At 34.2% G+C, this 16156-nt stretch carries 17 protein-coding genes; 2 read left to right on the top strand and 15 right to left on the bottom strand.

From position 1 onward, the window contains the following. Nucleotides 1-35 precede the first annotated feature (35 nt). The 6 genes from BSF41_RS14965 to BSF41_RS14940 form a co-directional block, all read right to left on the bottom strand. The gene (locus BSF41_RS14965; protein ID WP_095930304.1) at nucleotides 36-326 is read right to left on the bottom strand and encodes a hypothetical protein; all 291 of its coding nucleotides are present in this window, start codon (nucleotides 324-326) and stop codon (nucleotides 36-38) included. 132 nt (nucleotides 327-458) lie between these two features. Beyond that, nucleotides 459-1556, bottom strand: coding sequence for a suppressor of fused domain protein (locus BSF41_RS14960; RefSeq protein WP_095930303.1), 1098 nt, complete (start codon nucleotides 1554-1556; stop codon nucleotides 459-461). Between the two features lie 180 nt (nucleotides 1557-1736). After that, the gene (locus BSF41_RS14955) at nucleotides 1737-2117 is read right to left on the bottom strand and encodes a DUF805 domain-containing protein (RefSeq protein ID WP_095930302.1); all 381 of its coding nucleotides are present in this window, start codon (nucleotides 2115-2117) and stop codon (nucleotides 1737-1739) included. A 202-nt stretch (nucleotides 2118-2319) separates the two neighbouring features. Continuing rightward, nucleotides 2320-2598, bottom strand: coding sequence for a TM2 domain-containing protein (locus BSF41_RS14950; RefSeq protein WP_095930301.1), 279 nt, complete (start codon nucleotides 2596-2598; stop codon nucleotides 2320-2322). Nucleotides 2599-2613: 15 nt separating this feature from the next. Further along, the gene (locus BSF41_RS14945; RefSeq protein ID WP_095930300.1) at nucleotides 2614-3030 is read right to left on the bottom strand and encodes a DUF805 domain-containing protein; all 417 of its coding nucleotides are present in this window, start codon (nucleotides 3028-3030) and stop codon (nucleotides 2614-2616) included. Between the two features lie 189 nt (nucleotides 3031-3219). After that, nucleotides 3220-4170: a 2-hydroxyacid dehydrogenase gene (locus BSF41_RS14940; protein ID WP_095930299.1), complete on the bottom strand. Its 951-nt coding sequence runs from the start codon at nucleotides 4168-4170 to the stop codon at nucleotides 3220-3222. Nucleotides 4171-4379: 209 nt separating this feature from the next. Between BSF41_RS14940 and nhaA the strand changes: the two genes are divergently transcribed. Next, a complete protein-coding gene (gene nhaA, locus BSF41_RS14935) occupies nucleotides 4380-5519 on the top strand; it encodes a Na+/H+ antiporter NhaA (RefSeq protein WP_095930298.1) in 1140 nt (379 codons plus the stop codon). 317 nt (nucleotides 5520-5836) lie between these two features. Here the strand turns inward: nhaA and proC are convergent, their stop codons facing one another. The 9 genes from proC to BSF41_RS14890 form a co-directional block, all read right to left on the bottom strand. Continuing rightward, nucleotides 5837-6613: a pyrroline-5-carboxylate reductase gene (gene proC / locus BSF41_RS14930; RefSeq protein WP_095930297.1), complete on the bottom strand. Its 777-nt coding sequence runs from the start codon at nucleotides 6611-6613 to the stop codon at nucleotides 5837-5839. Between the two features lie 111 nt (nucleotides 6614-6724). After that, entirely contained in the window at nucleotides 6725-8074 is a 1350-nt protein-coding gene (gene mgtE, locus BSF41_RS14925; protein ID WP_095930296.1) for a magnesium transporter, read from the bottom strand. After that, the gene (rsmA, locus tag BSF41_RS14920) at nucleotides 8058-8843 is read right to left on the bottom strand and encodes a 16S rRNA (adenine(1518)-N(6)/adenine(1519)-N(6))-dimethyltransferase RsmA (RefSeq protein ID WP_095930325.1); all 786 of its coding nucleotides are present in this window, start codon (nucleotides 8841-8843) and stop codon (nucleotides 8058-8060) included. The genes mgtE and rsmA overlap by 17 nt, the downstream gene beginning before the upstream one ends. Before the next feature lie 133 nt (nucleotides 8844-8976). Beyond that, nucleotides 8977-9288: a DUF4286 family protein gene (locus BSF41_RS14915; protein WP_095930295.1), complete on the bottom strand. Its 312-nt coding sequence runs from the start codon at nucleotides 9286-9288 to the stop codon at nucleotides 8977-8979. Nucleotides 9289-9414: 126 nt separating this feature from the next. Then, the gene (locus BSF41_RS14910) at nucleotides 9415-11196 is read right to left on the bottom strand and encodes a tetratricopeptide repeat protein (RefSeq protein WP_095930294.1); all 1782 of its coding nucleotides are present in this window, start codon (nucleotides 11194-11196) and stop codon (nucleotides 9415-9417) included. 142 nt (nucleotides 11197-11338) lie between these two features. After that, nucleotides 11339-12172, bottom strand: a complete 834-nt coding sequence (gene lgt / locus BSF41_RS14905; RefSeq protein ID WP_095930293.1) for a prolipoprotein diacylglyceryl transferase — start codon at nucleotides 12170-12172, stop codon at nucleotides 11339-11341. Between the two features lie 84 nt (nucleotides 12173-12256). Then, entirely contained in the window at nucleotides 12257-13528 is a 1272-nt protein-coding gene (gene serS, locus BSF41_RS14900) for a serine--tRNA ligase (protein ID WP_095930292.1), read from the bottom strand. A gap of 159 nt (nucleotides 13529-13687) precedes the next feature. Further along, nucleotides 13688-14608, bottom strand: a complete 921-nt coding sequence (locus BSF41_RS14895) for a hypothetical protein (RefSeq protein WP_095930291.1) — start codon at nucleotides 14606-14608, stop codon at nucleotides 13688-13690. Between the two features lie 78 nt (nucleotides 14609-14686). Continuing rightward, a complete protein-coding gene (locus tag BSF41_RS14890; RefSeq protein WP_095930290.1) occupies nucleotides 14687-15226 on the bottom strand; it encodes a hypothetical protein in 540 nt (179 codons plus the stop codon). Between the two features lie 217 nt (nucleotides 15227-15443). Here BSF41_RS14890 and BSF41_RS14885 point away from each other — a divergent pair, with 217 nt between their 5' ends. Continuing rightward, a complete protein-coding gene (locus BSF41_RS14885; protein ID WP_253251837.1) occupies nucleotides 15444-15947 on the top strand; it encodes a hypothetical protein in 504 nt (167 codons plus the stop codon). Nucleotides 15948-16156: the final 209 nt, after the last annotated feature.

Below are 16156 nucleotides of genomic sequence, written 5' to 3'. Positions count from 1 at the left end.
TGACATAAATATTCATTCCTATTGGAATGGGATTTTTATATTTCATCTATCACCACACCCAATCCTTGATCTTGCATAAAATTCTGAATTAGTAGTAGTAATTCATTTCTTTGAGTTGCATTAAGGTTTACACTGACAAAGAGCCCAATAGAAATCAAATTTATATCTACTAACTCCCAATTAGATGTCTTATCAGAAATAAACAAACCATTTTCTTTCACCTTAATATCTTCAAAACTTCGGTTTTTCTTTAGATAGTCGCACAATTTTTGCAAAAGAGCAAAATCAATTTTCTTATCCGTAACAACATTATATTCAAAACTCATAATCTAAATCTTTTACTTTACAACCTCTGCTGTCGTTGCTTTGTACTTTATTGATATTATAATTTTTTCTATTTGAAAAGGGCTCGGATTTCAAATCAGTGCTATCGAGTTTTCTTTTTTTCATACTAATCCTTAAACCACTTCATTTCGCTCTAAATTGAATATTTCCTCTCCTATACTGTCAAGTTTACTTAGTACAGCTTGTGAGCCAGATTCTTTCATTACCTCCAATTCTCTTTCCGAAACTGGCACAATCCATAAAAAAGATATATTTGATTTGGCATAACTAGTTAAGTTCATTTGAGGCAAAACTTTTAATTTATTAGTAAGTACCGCATACTTAAATTTTTCGCTAATACTTGTTTGAAATTCTACCGTATGTCCTTCTGCTAAAAATGTAATATAGTCCCATGGTATCATTGTAATTCCGCTTACCAAACCCGCAACGTCATTTATTTGCTCATTTGTCATTCCTGACTTTAAAATAACTCCAAGTTCAATCCTATTCACTTCATTAGGATTTTCACAATACATTTCTACTTTTGGCTGTGGACGTAATGATACTGCTACAGTTGCAAAAACAGTCTTTTCTTTTCCTTCAAACACATACAAACCTTTTGGAGGTCCTTCTGGTCCATCAATTGCAAAATATTTTTCACTTTTACCGAATATTTCATCGTAGTAATTTAAGATTTCAGGCTGTACCAATTGAAAAGGATTAGGTTCTTTATCCCATGCTTCCAAAAAATCAATGGCGCTTTCAATACGTTTGCGCATTTCATTGTCTGCTGAAAGTTCCCATGCAAAATCGCCAGCACCGTTGCAATCACGCGAATACCCATAAAATCCTCCATCACCTCCCCAACTAGGAATTACGCATAAAATCTCTCCATTTTCCAATAATGCTGCTCCATCTCCTTCTTCCAACCAAACAATTTCCAAATTATCAGAACTAAGTGCCTCTTGACCTTTTGGGAATTTGCAAAACTCTTTGGTTAACATAGGAGGAACACCTTTTTCCATCAATTTTGTTTCTATTTTTTCTGGTGCTTCAGTTAAATTTCGAATCCAGCAGCTTTTCATACCAAAATCTTCATTATCACCAAACAAATAAAAATAAGCTGTTCTATTGTCTTGCTCTACAACAGCTGTTATTGGACAACTTGGACTTCGAAGTTCAAGAAGAACTTCGGGCTTTTCAATCTTATTGTTTCTACTAAATAATCCCATATTTTACATCAAAATTTAATTACAATGAAGTAACGTTTTTTATTTAGTAAAATAAAATTTTTATTCTCGTGTCTTAAGTTAAAATCATTTCTTCGCGAGAAAATTCAAAAAAAAATCCCATTTTCATTTAATACATGAAATGGGATTTACTTCTAATTACATTTTTTAAAACCAGAAAAGTTATTCTTTCCCAATTTCATTGATTTCCTCTAACTGATTCTTAGGATCTGCACCATACTGATTTGACCCTTTTTCACCTTCTGTACAAGCTAAAATCAAATTATAAATTGGAATAAGTACATACCACCCACTTTTTGCGACATCATGCATTCTTCTAACCGCAACAGCCAATGATGGAATTAAAACCAATAAAGAATATATCAAACCTAATATACCCGTTTTTCCAGGTCCAAAAGTTAAACCAGTAGTAGCATCTATAACGTTCAACACTACAGATATGATGGTACTTACCAAGAAAAACATCCAATATTCTTTTCTTCTTGCTCTTCCATCAAAATTTGTATAGTTCTCAAGAACTACTTTTTTGTACATTTCTAACATAATAAAAATCTTTATAATTCCCTACTCTTTATGGATTTTCAGTTACTCCATTACTCTCTTCTATCAGAGTGCAAGATTACTCACTTTGAAAATCTTCTAGAGCCATTAAAAGTTTTTAAAATATCACGAAAAGACATTTTTAGACATAAAAAAATCCCATTCAGTTCTGAATGGGATTTCTATTATTATATGCGTTTTTCTCTTAAAACCAGCCTTTTTTACCAACTTGGTACGTTTGGTAAAAATCTTCATCTGATTTTGTCAAGTAGATGATTCCTTCAATGAATCCAATTATACTACCAACTCCGCAAGTTACGATTGTAATTACAATTTGGATGATTCCTTCTTGAGTGTATCCTAAGATAAATTTATGAATACCTAAGTATCCAAAAATAATTCCCATAATTCCTGCTAATACTTTTTTATTCTCTTGTCTAGGTTGAGATGGTGTATTCCAGCTTTCTGGTTTTGTAGTTTCCATTTTTATATTATTTAGTTAATTATTAATTCCGATTTCATCAATTTCTTCAATAGTACTTTTAGGATCTGGACCGTAATAGTTTTCTCCGTGTTCTCCTTCTGTTGCTAATAAAACAAGAAACCAGATAGGACCAACCAACGGAATAAAAGAAATTAAAACATTCCAACCGCTTTTACCCAAGTCGTGCATCCTTCTAACTGTTACAGCCAAAGATGGGATTAAAGCAATAAGAGAATACAAAGCAATTAATCCTATTGCAACTGGAAAACCTAAAAATCCTCCGCCAATTACTGATACTATTATAGCTAAAGCAATAAACACAAAAAAGATTACTGCTGTTGCCAGACGAAAATACCAATATTCACTTCTTCTAGCTCTTCCGCTAAAATTTGAATAGTTCTGGAACATGGCAATTTTATACCATTCAATCATACTTAGGATAATTTGTTTTTGGGCCTACTCTTGGGATTTTCGGTTTTCTCCGAACTTAAAAAAAAGAATCTATTTAGACTCATTCTTTTAAATTCGGAAACAATATTATTAAAAATTAACAAATAAAACTAATCTTGCCAAATAAAATTTACAAGAAAAAACTCGTTATTAAAACCTAAAGGCTGTAGACTATTTTTTACTATAAACCGCTTTAATTTTATCTACAATTACCTGAGCCAAACGTTCGTGACTTTCAAAAGTCCAACCGGCAATATGAGGCGTTAGCAATACATTTTTTGCCTCCATAAGATATTGAAGTGCTTCTGGTGTATTATTTTCTTGGAATAAAGTTTCAAACGAAAGCTTTTCATATTCCAGAACATCCAATCCAGCACCGAGAATTTTTTTAGACTTCAGGGCTTCAACCAAATCTGCTGTAACAATATTTTTACCACGTGAAGTATTAATGATCCAAAAAGGCTTTTTAAACGCATTTATAAAGTCGCTATTCACCATTTTATCTGTTTCTGGTGTCCAAGGAAGGTGAAGACTTAAAACGTCTGTTTTTTCGCGTAATTCTTCCAACGAAACTTGTTTGGCATTTTCATCGCCAACGTTGTCCAAAATATCATAACATAAAACTTCTGTATCAAAACCTCTCAGTTTTTTAGCAAAAGCTTTACCCATATTTCCGTAACCGATAATCCCGACTGTTTTTAAATCCAATTCATGGCCGCGATTGCTTTCGCGATTCCAATGTCCGGCTTTTACTTCTGCATCAGCTTGGTTTAAATTATTAAATAAAGATAAAATTACGCCAAGCGAATGTTCTGCAACAGCGTTGCGGTTTCCTTCGGGAGCAGCAATAAGATGAATTCCTTTCGCAGAAGCATACTCACAGTCAATACTTTCCAGACCTGCGCCAACTCTCGCAATAAATTGCAACTTTGTTGCAGCGTCTAAAAAAGTCTTATCAATCTTGAAACGGCTGCGAATTACGATTCCATTATAGTCTTGAATTTTCGCTTCAATTTCTTCTTTTGAAGATTTAAAATCGGCGTGATTTTCGAAACCCGCTTCTTCCAATTGATTCCATAAAATTGGATTATTGCTGTCGATATGAAGAATTTTTATACTCATTTTTTTCTAAATTTTATAAAAAACAAAAATACGGTTAATTTGATCTCGTGAAGTCACAAAGCCCCAAAGTTTTTCCTATTACAATAAACTTTGAACTTCTGAATCTTTGCGCCTTTGCTTCTAAACTTTTTATTGGTCAGATTTTTTTTTAACTTTGAAAGAATAAGGATTTTGCAATCCATCATATAAATCTTCAGAAAATCTTCCCAATGAAATTAACCAAGACTTTTAAAGCCTTTTTTGAAAACGAAAAATCGGGAGGAATTATCTTGCTCGTGGTCACGATTTTATCTCTTTTTCTCGCTAACTCTTCGATTCAAATTCCGTATGTTTCTTTTTGGGAAAAAGAATTTTCAGGACATTCTGTAACCGATTGGATTAATGATGGATTGATGACCATCTTCTTCCTTTTGATCGGTTTGGAACTGGAACGCGAGATTTATCATGGTGAATTATCCAATATTAAGAATGCTTCATTGCCTATAATGGCTGCTTTTGGCGGAATGCTGGTTCCTGCCGCAATCTTTTTGGTTTTAAATTACGGAACAACTACACAAAACGGAGCTGGAATTCCGATGGCGACCGATATTGCTTTTGCTATCGGAATTTTATCGCTTCTAGGAAACAAAGTTCCTGCTTCTTTAAAAGTATTTTTAACGGCTTTGGCCGTCATTGATGATTTGGGTGCCATTATCGTGATTGCGATTTTTTATACCACTTCGATTTCATTTTTAAACCTCGGAATTGCACTTGGAATTTGGTGTCTTCTTTTTGTTTTAAACCGAATGAAAATTCACAATCTCATTCCGTATCTCATTGGCGGAGTCATAATGTGGTATTTTATGCTTAATTCTGGAGTTCATGCCACAATAACGGGTGTAATTTTAGCATTTGTTATTCCGTTTGGAGATGGTGGCGAGAAAACATCTTCATACAGGTTACAGCATTTTTTGCACCAACCTGTCGCTTTTTTTATTTTGCCTTTGTTTGCCATTGCCAATACTGCTCTAACGATTACCGAAAACTGGCATGAAGGCTTAAATCATGCCAACACTTACGGAATCATTCTCGGACTAGTAGTCGGAAAACCACTTGGAATTTTACTTTTCTCTTCTGTTGGCGTAACTGCAGGTTTGTGCACTTTGCCGAAAAATTTAAAATGGGCGCATATTTTAGGTGCAGGAATGCTCGGCGGAATCGGTTTTACAATGTCGATTTTCATTACCGTTCTTGCTTTTAAAAATCCTGAAATTATTGTTTTTTCTAAAATAGCAATTCTAATTGCTTCTTTCTTAGCGGGACTTATGGGATTTGTTTATTTGAAATACACGCTAAATAGATTGAAATAAAATTTTAATTTCCAAATTCCAATTCTCAAATTCCAATCTAAACAATAACATTCTTCTATCCTGTTTGTCTTCCTGACCGAAGTCGAAGGACTTTACAGCCTATAAGGTCTTCGACTTCGCTCAGACTAACAATCGTTATCCATTAAAAAAAATTCCAAAACCAAAATTCCAAATTCCAATTTAAACAATAACAATCTTGCATCCTGTTTGTCTTCCTGAGCGAAGTCGAAGGACTTTGCAACATACATAAAAAAAATCCCAAACCCCAACAAAAATTGGAATTTGGAATTTAAAACTATTTGGAATTTCTTTAAAATCTATCCTTTGATTTGTTTCAAAGAAGTCTTGATTCCTTTAATTAATGATGAACTGAAACCATTATGCTCCATTTCATTTAAACCTACAATTGTACAACCTTGTGGGGTCGTTACACGGTCGATTAATTGTTCTGGGTGTACTCGTTCTTCTAAAAGCATTTTTGCTGCTCCTTTTACGGTTTGCGCCGCAATTGCTAAAGCGGTATTAGAATCAAAACCAATCTCGATTCCTGCCTGCATAGACGCGCGAATATAACGCAACGCATACGCAGTCCCACATGCTCCTAAAACGGTTGCCGCATCCATCAATTTTTCATCAATTACCGGAGCAGTTCCTAAATCTTGAAATAAATCAACAATTGGCGAAGCATTTGCTGCATATTTTTCTGGGAAAGAAATACAAGTTGCCGACTCTCCAAACTGTGCTGCAATATTTGGCATAATGCGAACAACTGGATATTCGTAGTTTGTTTTGGTTTGAAGCACATCCAAAGACAATCCGCTTACTGCTGAAGCAATTGTTTTGTTTTGAATAACGGGCAAAATTTCGGCCAAAACAGTATCTACCTGATACGGTTTTATAGTTAGAATTACAACATCGGCTTCTTGGATGTTGTGTTTATTATCGTTAGAAACAGCAATTCCATATTCAGATAAATATTGAATGCTTGCTATGTTCCTTCTTGTGACAGTAACTTGGTTGTTTTTCGAGAATTTAGCAATTCCCAAGGCAATAGAAACCCCAAGGTTTCCTCCTCCAATAATGTGTACTTTCATTCTGGTTGGCTTTAATTATTTGTAGCTGATAAACAGCGTTTTTTCCGCCTGTAAATTACGTAGATTTTAGAGATCTTAAATCACTGTAATCTACTAATTTGTGGCAAAAATCTAAAATCCAAGAATTAAGTTTGCTACTCCAAAGTAGAGCATAATTCCGAATACGTCGTTGGTCGTTGTGATAAACGGACCAGTCGCAATTGCGGGATCAATTTTATTTTTATTTAAGAAAAGAGGGACCAAAGTTCCTAAAGTCGCCGCAAACAAAATCACAACAATCATTGAAATTGAAATCGCAAATCCTACTAAATACTGCTGATACATGATAGAATGATAGCATAACAAAAGAAACGAAATGATACTTCCGGAAATCATTGAAACGGTAATTTCTTTAGTAAAATAAGCACGGCTGAAATCTTTAAGCGTTCCGTTTGCCAAACCTTGCACCACGATTGCCGAAGCCTGAACTCCGATATTTCCAGCAGTTGCCGAAAGCAAAGGAACAAAAATAATTAGTGTAGAATATTTCTGAAACGTTGCTTCATTGCCTTTTAAAACAAAAGACGCTACAATTTCGATCACCATCCCGATTAAAAGCCAAGGCAGACGCGCTTTGGTTAATTCGTAAACGCTGTCATTCGATTCAACGTCTTGCGTAATACCGGCAGCTAACTGGTAATCTTTATCGGCTTCTTCCTTGATTACGTCTACGATATCGTCAATAGTAATTCTTCCCACCAAACGACCTAATTCGTCAACAACCGGAATTGCCTCTAAGTCGTATTTCTGCATAATACGAGCGACCTCTACGTCTTCTGTATCAACATTTACAAAATTTAATTTTCGGATATAGACTTCGCCAATCTGAGTTTTGGTAGAAGAAGTCAGTAAATCTTTAAGAGATAATCTTCCTTTTAAACGGTTTTCATCATCCACTACGTAAATAGAATGTACTCGAGATACATTTTCAGCCTGAATTCTCATTTCTTTAACGCAGGTCAAAACGTTCCAATTTTCATTCACTTTTACAAGCTCTTTACCCATCAAACCACCTGCAGTATTTTCGTCGTAACGCAAAAGATCAACAATATCCTTGGCGTGTTCAACGTCTAATATTTCAGAAATTACTTCCGCTTTGATTTCCTGCGAAAGTTCTGCGATAATATCGGCAGCGTCGTTGGTTTCAAGCTCGTCAAGTTCTTCTGCGATTTCCTTTGGTGAAAGTCGGCTTAAGATATTTTCACGCAGATCCTCTTCCAATTCCAGAAGAATCTCGGCTGTTTTATCACTATCTAAAACCTTAAAGATATAAGTTGCCTCGTCGAAATCTAATTCGTCTAAAATTTCGGCAATATCAGCGTGGTGCAGATCATTAAGTAAAACTTCCAGTTCACTGTCGTTTTTCTTATTGATCAGCTCCTCAAGCTGGTGTATAAATTCTTTACTAACTTTGAACTCCATCGGTTTCTATTTTTAGAGTTAGTTCAATAAATTCATCGACGCTAAGCTGCTCCGGACGTTTATCAAAGATAGTGTCTTCTCGCAAATGGTCTGATAAATTTAATGTTTTCAAACTGTTACGTAATGTTTTTCGTCTCTGCTGAAAAGCGGTTTTTACAACTGTAAAAAATAACTTTTCGCTGCAAGGAAGACTGTAATCTTCCTTTCGGGTCATTCTCATCACACCCGATTTCACCTTGGGCGGAGGAATAAAAACGTTTTCATCAACCGTAAACAGATACTCTGTAGTATAGAAAGCCTGAGCTAAAACGGATAGTATTCCGTAGGTTTTCGAGCCTTTCTTTTCGCAGATGCGCTCGGCTACTTCTTTCTGGAACATTCCTGAAAATTCAGGAATCTGATGTTTAAGATCTAATGTCCTAAAAACAATCTGAGAAGAAATATTGTACGGAAAGTTTCCAATTATGGCAAACTGTTTGTCTTGGTAAACTTCATTTATATTATATTTCAGGAAATCCTGAGAAATAATCTTGTCTTTTAATTTTGGATAATGTGCATCCAAATATGCTACAGATTCGGTATCGATTTCTATAACATGTGTAGTAATTGGCTTTTCAAGCAAATACTTAGTAAGCACACCCATCCCTGGTCCTATTTCTAAAACCTCATCGTACCCTTTCAGACTTAAAGTGTCTGCAATAGCTTTTGCTACGCTTTCGTCTTTAAGAAAGTGCTGTCCTAAATGTTTTTTGGCTTTTACTTTTTCCATTTCATTTCTTGTTTGCCACGAGGCTGCAAAAGTATTCTTTTTTTGCCACAATCCCGATAGCTATCGGGACAAAGACACAAAGATTTAATTTCTTTTGACTGAAAACTAATTACTGAAAACTGAACATTAAATATTAATGCTCAGAAACAACCTCTAATTCTGTTCTAAAAGAAAGCATTTTATCTGCAAATAAACCTAATGCTTCTCTATGAAACTCAGGTTCGTCTTCGATATAGAACTTCTCTAAAGTTTCCTTGCTGTCTGTTATGTATTGCACAGAATACGTAATTCCGCCCATTTCTTCTTCAACCAAAACTTTTACAATTCGCGCCGAAGAGAATTTATTAGTAGCCAGAATTTCTGGTATGTGCTTTTCTTGCATCCATTTTAACCATTGGTCATGAACGCTTTCGTGTATGTTTGTGGTAACGTTGTAAATAATCATTTTTTCTAAGGTTCTGAGATGCTTAGATTCTAAGGTTCTGAGTTTTTCCTCTTGCCTCTTAAATCTTTTCAAATCATCATTTTACTAATTTTTATTCTTGGAATTTGGAATTTAAAATATTGAAAATTATAAATTCTTATCCCCTCTTAACTCGCGGTATTTTTTTCTAGCATCGACAAAGTAAATACTGTCTTGATGATTAAAAATTACCTTTTCATATAAAGGCTTTGCCTTTTCTGGATCTTTTAGTTCGTCGTTGTAAATTTCGGCTGAGAAAAATAGCGCTTCATCAACATAAATTCCGTCGCTGTGATTGTCTATAATCTGCTGGTATTGACTTAAAGCCGAAGCAAAATCTTTCTGGCTTTCGTAAACTTTTCCTAAACGCAATAATGTTACGGCTTCTATTTCCTGACCTTTATAGGTTTTTAAAATATTCTGAAACTGTGCAATCGCTTCTTGTTTTTTATTCTGATAAATTAAAAAATCTCCTTTTGCAAATTGTTTCAGCGCCACTTGAGTCGAATCTGCTGCGGTATTATCATTAATTAAAAGAAAATATTCTAAAGCATCGTTGGCGATTAACTGCGTATTGGCTGCTTTTAATTCTTTAAACTGTTTATTCGCCCATTCGAAATCGCCTTTATAATAACTGGTTTTAGCAGCTTTCAAACTCGCTTCGTGCGCCATTACATCATTCTTTAAATCCAATTGAATCTGCGAATAGTAAATAAGTGCCTGATTGTACTTTTCTTCTAAAAGCAGAATATCTGCCAGCTCCATTTTGGCATCGGCTTTTTGATATTCATTTAAATTTAATTCTAAAGCTTTTTTGACAACTGCCTTTCCTTCTTCTGTCTTTTTCAAATTAAAGGCCAGAAAATGGGCTTGAATGATTTGCAAAGATAAGGTAAAAGGACTGATTTCGTAAGTTGCCAATAATTGCTGCAATTCTTGATTGATGGCTGGATAATCTTTTTCCTGCGCTTTATCAATCTTGATTTGCATTAAATAGGCATTACACTGAATCAGTAAATCACGATCTTTTGTGTTTTGAAGAATAAAATTCAGAATTTCCTCAGCCGTATCGGTGTCTCCTTCATTCATTGCAAACTGACTCAAATTGACGATACTCATCAACGATTCTGGTTCGCGTTTGTAAATGGCTTTTTCCTGAATAAAGGCTTTTCCGAATTCTTTTTGCTGCACATAAAACCAGCTCAAATAATGATTCCAAAAAACGTCCTGATCTTTCTGGGTTTTCAAAATTAAGGCTTTTCGCATTGCATCTTTAAAAGCCGTATTATCAGTTTCGCCATTCATGAATCGCGACAGTTGCGTCTGAATCAAATTGGTATTCTGCGGATTTGTAAAAGATTCTGTCAATAACAAATCTATCATCAAATCGGTTTTACCTAACTGTCCGTACAACATTCCGATCTGAAAATTGAAATTGAAGTTTGGCTGAATCTGCATTGCAGTCTGATACGCTTTTAAAGCATATTCTAATAATACTTTTTTCTCAAACGAACTCGCAACTCCATACACATCGTTTGGATTTACCTTTATTTTTTCGATTGCCTGTTCGTAGTAATTTTTAGCTTTCGAATCGTTTTTCTGCAACTGAAAATTATATCCTAATTCAACCAAGAAAACACCTTGTTTGTAACGATTGTAACGCTCTTGAATAGCTTTTTCGGCATTGGCAAACTGCTGTAATTGCTGATAGCAATCTACAGTTCGTAAAAAATACTGCGTATTGGATGGCGCACTTCTTAAAAGCTCTTCATAACTGATCTTAGCTTTATCAAAATCACCTTTATCGTAATAATATTGCGCCAGCTGCTCGTTTTGACCAAACGCCAAACCAGAACATAATAAAACGATTCCAATCAATATGTTTTTCATACTGCCTTTTTTATTTAGTTTTCAGCCTTTTTTTAGTTTTCAGTCGCAGTTTTTAGTTGCAGTCGCAATCGCAGTTTTCGATCATACTTCAACAGCAAACTGAGACTTTTTTAGTTTTTAGTAACTGTAAACTGAGACTTTTCTAGTTACTGTAAACTGAGACTTTCTTAGTTTTCCAAAAAATCAATCCTAAACCAATTAAAATAAATGGGATACTTAGAATCTGTCCCATATTAATTAGCATATTGTTTTCAAAAGCTTCTTGATTTTCCTTGAAAAATTCAATTATAAAACGAGCTGTAAATAATAAAGTTAAGAAAGTTCCAAAGATTAATCCTTGTGCACTTCTGATTTTTTCTGATTTGTACATATAAAACAGAATTCCAAAAATCAACAAATAAGCAAAAGCTTCATATAATTGTGTTGGATGTCGAGGAATTAAATCGTCTTTTTGGAAAACAACTCCCCAATTTCCGTTGGTTGGTTTTCCATAGATTTCAGAATTCATAAAATTCCCCATTCTGATAAAAGTACCCGTTACAGGAACTGCAACTGCCATTTTATCTAAAAGTCCTAAAAACTGAACTTTATATTTTCGGCAGTACAAAATCATTGCCGTTATAACCCCAATTGATCCTCCGTGACTTGCCAAACCTTGGTAACCCACAAATTGATAAACTCCTTTTATTTTCTGAATTGGTAAAAGAATTTCTATCGGATGTTTCAAGAAATACTCCGGTTCGTAAAAGAAACAATGTCCAAGTCTAGCACCTAAAACGGTTCCGACAATTACATAAATCAATAAAGTATCAAGATTATCTAGCGAAAGATTTTCTTTCTTATAAATATTTCTAACAATGTAGAAACCTAAAAGAATTCCGCAGGCAAAAAGAGCTCCGTAATATTTTAAAGGAAAACTATCTGTAATCCAGAAAATAACAGGATCTACGTTCCAGTTTAAAATTCCATTCATCATGCTCCGTTTTTTAATTTCTATAAATTAAGAAAACCTAACAGGTTTTAAAACCTGTTAGGTTTGTATCTTAAAAACTATCTTTTTTTAGTTTATAATATCAAATCCGCAGTAAGGACGTAAAACTTCTGGTATTACAATTCCTTCTGGAGTTTGGTAATTTTCTATAATTCCAGCCAAAACTCTAGGAAGCGCTAATGAACTTCCGTTAAGTGTATGCGCCAATTGATTTTTTCCGTCTTTGTCTTTAAAACGTAATTTCAAACGATTTGCCTGGAAAGTTTCAAAGTTAGAAACAGAACTGATTTCTAACCAGCGGTCTTGTGCTGTAGAAAACACTTCAAAATCGTAAGTCAAAGCAGATGTGAATCCCATATCGCCACCGCAAAGACGTAAAACTCTGTAAGGCAATTTTAATTCTTTTAAAATGTCTTTTACATGTTCTACCATTCCGTCTAAAGCTGCGTAAGAATTATCAGGATGTTCAACGCGTACGATTTCAACTTTATCAAATTGGTGCAAACGGTTTAATCCACGAACATGTGCTCCGTAAGAACCCGCTTCACGACGGAAACATGGCGTATACGCTGTATGTAAAACTGGCAATTCGCTTTCGTTTAAAATAACATCGCGGAACAAATTCGTAACTGGTACTTCAGCAGTTGGAATCAAATATAAATCATCAATTGTAGAATGATACATTTGTCCTTCTTTGTCTGGTAATTGTCCAGTTCCAAAACCTGAAGCTTCGTTTACCAAATGCGGAACCTGAACTTCGTTATATCCTGCAGCAGTATTTTTGTCTAAGAAATAGTTAATCAAAGCACGTTGAAGCTTTGCTCCTTTCCCTTTATAAACAGGAAATCCTGCCCCAGTAATTTTTACACCCAATTCAAAATCGATGATATCGTATTTCTTTACCAATTCCCAGTGTGGCTGTGCGCCTTCATGCAAAGTCGGAATATCTCCTTCTTGGAAAACATTCAAATTATCATCTGGCGTTTTTCCTTCAGGAACAATATCTGCTGGAAGGTTTGGTAATGTGTATAATTTATTCGTCAACTCAACAGCCAAAGCTTCTGCTTTTTCGCTCAGTTCTTTGCTTTTTTCTTTTAGCGAAACTGTTTTTTCTTTTAAGATTGCGGCTTTCGCTTTCTCTCCAGCTTTCATCAATTCACCAATATCTTTGGACAATTTATTAGATTCTGATAAAGTATTGTCTAATTCCACCTGTGCAGCACGACGATTTTCGTCTAATTGAACCACCTCTTCAACAACGCTTTTAGCATCGATATTTCGTTTTGCTAAAGCTTTGATTACTTTCTCTTGATTTTCTCTAATAAATGCAATTTGTAACATAGCTTGATTTTTATAACTATTGTATTTTTTATAACGGAAGCAAATTTAAGGAAATGTTTGTTAACAATAGGTCAAAGTTTTGCAGTAAAACCGAAATCTCCTATAAACAGCAAAAGCACTATAAAAGTGCCCTTGATGTTATTTCGCTTTTTTTGAATTTTACTCCAGAAAACGATGCCTGTCGTCTCTATGAAAAGCGTATTCTCTGCCGTTATACTTAATCTTTTCTAATTCTTTTTTAATTTTCAGGTCACTTTTTTCTTCAATTCCGTTTTCAGCATCACTTTCGAACGCTTCTTCATAAGAAAAATTTTTGGTTATGATCAAATCAAAATAACCGTTTGTTTTATGATCTGAAAAGCTCATGCCGGTTTCTAAAGTTTCTACTTGAAAAGTTCCGCTTCCGTTAGAATCGCCATTCGTTAATCGAATTGGATATTCGTATAAGACCTTTTTAATTTCATTGTCAGCCAAAGTAATCAGTGTAAATTTCTTCTCCGAATACAAAACAATTCTACTGCTTGCGCTTGCTTCTGTATAAAAGGCAATTGCGGGAGTATTTTCGTTTAAAAAAAACAGATCTTTCAAAATATGCGATTTTGAAAACTGAATGGCTTCATTATCGTAATAACCTAGATTTTCATCAAATTCTTCGGCAATTATGCTTCCATCTTCCCGATTTACAAACAAGTATTTACGTTGGAAATAATTTCCCATTTCTTCGTCATCTCGAGATTTCAATACTTTTTTATCGTGCGCAACAGTTGTCAGAACAAAAAAAGTGGTTTGATTATCGTAATCGATGGAACTTGATTCGGCAATTTTAATATCTGAATATTTGATTTTTAAGTTTGACGCTACTATGGAAAGCAGCTGCAAATTCATTTCTTTAGAATCTTCGATCTCATCCAGATTTTTAAAAATGAGTTTTTTTATAGGTTTTTTATTAAGAGCAAGATGTGCTTGTGTTTCCGAAAGCAGTTCCTGATACTGAACTTCGGCATCGTTTGGAACCTTTTCATTTTTCCCGCAGGAAAACAAAAACATCAAAACGCTGCTTAAAAGAATCGTTTTTTTCATAGGTTTCGATTTGTTAGAAATTTTAGGGCATTCCAAATATATAATTTTCTTACAAACCACAGCAAAAAAAACAAAAACTTAATCTCTCTTAATTTCGTGTCCTATAAACTCTTCTAGTGTAGCAAACATTTCTTCTACCGAAAGCACTTCTGTATCGGGATGCGATTTTAAGAATGCAGCATTCAATTCGGCCAAATTTTCATCCAATTCAAAATAAGCATTGTTGTTTAGCAAATCTTTGAAAGCGTTTGGAGCATCGTATTTCTCTTTTAGAAATTTCCCTAATTTGATTGTACTCTGCAAACGCAGCTTGCGGCATTGCTCTTTAAACAATTCCAAATGCTTTTCTGCGCCAATTAAAGCTAAACCTTCTTCGATTAATTCGTTCAATTCTTTATTCCATCCAGAATCATACACGAACTTCGAGAAATTTCCTTCCGCATACTTTGAAGCGTAAAAATCTAAATAGTAACTCATTAAAGCATCTTCGTGAATCAAGTCGTCGTCTATCTTTTCTTCACGCATTAAATTGATTACTGAAATATTCGAATTGACAACGTCTTGCGGATTTTCACTATTCGCTGCAGTTTCTGAAATTATGATTTTACCGAATTCCATTTGAGTTTTTGTTTAAAAGATTGTGATGCAAAGTTGGGAGAAATAATAATATAAATTACATTTTTTTGCATGTTTCCTAGCTCATCGAGCTTTAATTTTGTCATCCCTAAATAGAAAAACTGTATTTTAGCATTATCTGAAACTCTTCTGCCAATTAAAAACTTCCAGATAAATACATCTCAAAAATGTATTGTTTAAGCTAGTATATAGATTTAAAATGAAAAAGAAAATGTCCTCTCTTATTAGTTCTTTTGGAAATGATGACCCTACTAATTTTGAAAAAACATTTACTTACTTGGAAGAAGTTGGAAAAATACTGCCTCACTCCAAAATTTGTTTCGATCTTTTAAAAAAGTTAAATTCTCAAACTACAGATTCAGAATCAGACTCTTTAATAACAGCATTACATAAAATACAATTTGCTTCTAACACCACTAATAATTTTTACTTCTATTTCCCTTTAGTCAGTCATATTTTGTATTACAAACCTATGTCCGAAAAAGAAGTTTTAAAATATTTAATAGGCCCAAACTTTGCAAACGGCACATCTGAAGTCGAAGAAATGATAGACATCATTAATGGCGCTATGAAGTACAAGCTCAACGAGAATCAAAACTACCTCAGCAAAGAAAGCCAAGATTGGATTACCAACGAATTACCAAAATTGAAAAATGAAGTACAACGCGAAATAGATATTTGCTGGAAAGAACTTGAAGACTAAAATTTATGGCGATAAACTTGGATCGGAATGATGGTAAAGTCGTTGAATTTTGGCATGAAAGCGGAGAACTTTATTACACAAATAAGTCGTTTCAAACTTATATAAGAGAACAAATGCTAATAGATGAGAACGGTATGAAGTAAAATAAAACCTTTTGCATCATATTTATTTGCTATTGAGCACAATCTTTCTTCAAAATTAGCGTTATC

It is taken from the genome of Flavobacterium sp. ACN2, from assembly GCF_002303885.1.
Taxonomy (GTDB): Bacteria; Bacteroidota; Bacteroidia; order Flavobacteriales; family Flavobacteriaceae; genus Flavobacterium.
The sequence above is the reverse complement of the archived record's forward strand: the minus strand, read 5'-3'. Positions and strand labels throughout refer to the sequence as shown.

What these genes read in the sequence shown, in the direction of transcription:
- BSF41_RS14945 (WP_095930300.1), bottom strand. Translation starts at nt 3,030, where the DNA reads ATGATTGAATGGTATAAAATTGCCATGTTCCAGAACTATTCAAATTTT.
- BSF41_RS14895 (WP_095930291.1), bottom strand. Translation starts at nt 14,608, where the DNA reads ATGAAAAAAACGATTCTTTTAAGCAGCGTTTTGATGTTTTTGTTTTCC.
- lgt (WP_095930293.1), bottom strand. Translation starts at nt 12,172, where the DNA reads ATGATGAATGGAATTTTAAACTGGAACGTAGATCCTGTTATTTTCTGG.
- BSF41_RS14915 (WP_095930295.1), bottom strand. Translation starts at nt 9,288, where the DNA reads ATGATTATTTACAACGTTACCACAAACATACACGAAAGCGTTCATGAC.
- BSF41_RS14940 (WP_095930299.1), bottom strand. Translation starts at nt 4,170, where the DNA reads ATGAGTATAAAAATTCTTCATATCGACAGCAATAATCCAATTTTATGG.
- rsmA (WP_095930325.1), bottom strand. Translation starts at nt 8,843, where the DNA reads ATGGAAAAAGTAAAAGCCAAAAAACATTTAGGACAGCACTTTCTTAAA.
- BSF41_RS14955 (WP_095930302.1), bottom strand. Translation starts at nt 2,117, where the DNA reads ATGTTAGAAATGTACAAAAAAGTAGTTCTTGAGAACTATACAAATTTT.
- BSF41_RS14890 (WP_095930290.1), bottom strand. Translation starts at nt 15,226, where the DNA reads ATGGAATTCGGTAAAATCATAATTTCAGAAACTGCAGCGAATAGTGAA.
- BSF41_RS14960 (WP_095930303.1), bottom strand. Translation starts at nt 1,556, where the DNA reads ATGGGATTATTTAGTAGAAACAATAAGATTGAAAAGCCCGAAGTTCTT.
- nhaA (WP_095930298.1), top strand. Translation starts at nt 4,380, where the DNA reads ATGAAATTAACCAAGACTTTTAAAGCCTTTTTTGAAAACGAAAAATCG.
- BSF41_RS14885 (WP_253251837.1), top strand. Translation starts at nt 15,444, where the DNA reads ATGAAAAAGAAAATGTCCTCTCTTATTAGTTCTTTTGGAAATGATGAC.
- serS (WP_095930292.1), bottom strand. Translation starts at nt 13,528, where the DNA reads ATGTTACAAATTGCATTTATTAGAGAAAATCAAGAGAAAGTAATCAAA.
- BSF41_RS14965 (WP_095930304.1), bottom strand. Translation starts at nt 326, where the DNA reads ATGAGTTTTGAATATAATGTTGTTACGGATAAGAAAATTGATTTTGCT.
- BSF41_RS14910 (WP_095930294.1), bottom strand. Translation starts at nt 11,196, where the DNA reads ATGAAAAACATATTGATTGGAATCGTTTTATTATGTTCTGGTTTGGCG.
- proC (WP_095930297.1), bottom strand. Translation starts at nt 6,613, where the DNA reads ATGAAAGTACACATTATTGGAGGAGGAAACCTTGGGGTTTCTATTGCC.
- BSF41_RS14950 (WP_095930301.1), bottom strand. Translation starts at nt 2,598, where the DNA reads ATGGAAACTACAAAACCAGAAAGCTGGAATACACCATCTCAACCTAGA.
- mgtE (WP_095930296.1), bottom strand. Translation starts at nt 8,074, where the DNA reads ATGGAGTTCAAAGTTAGTAAAGAATTTATACACCAGCTTGAGGAGCTG.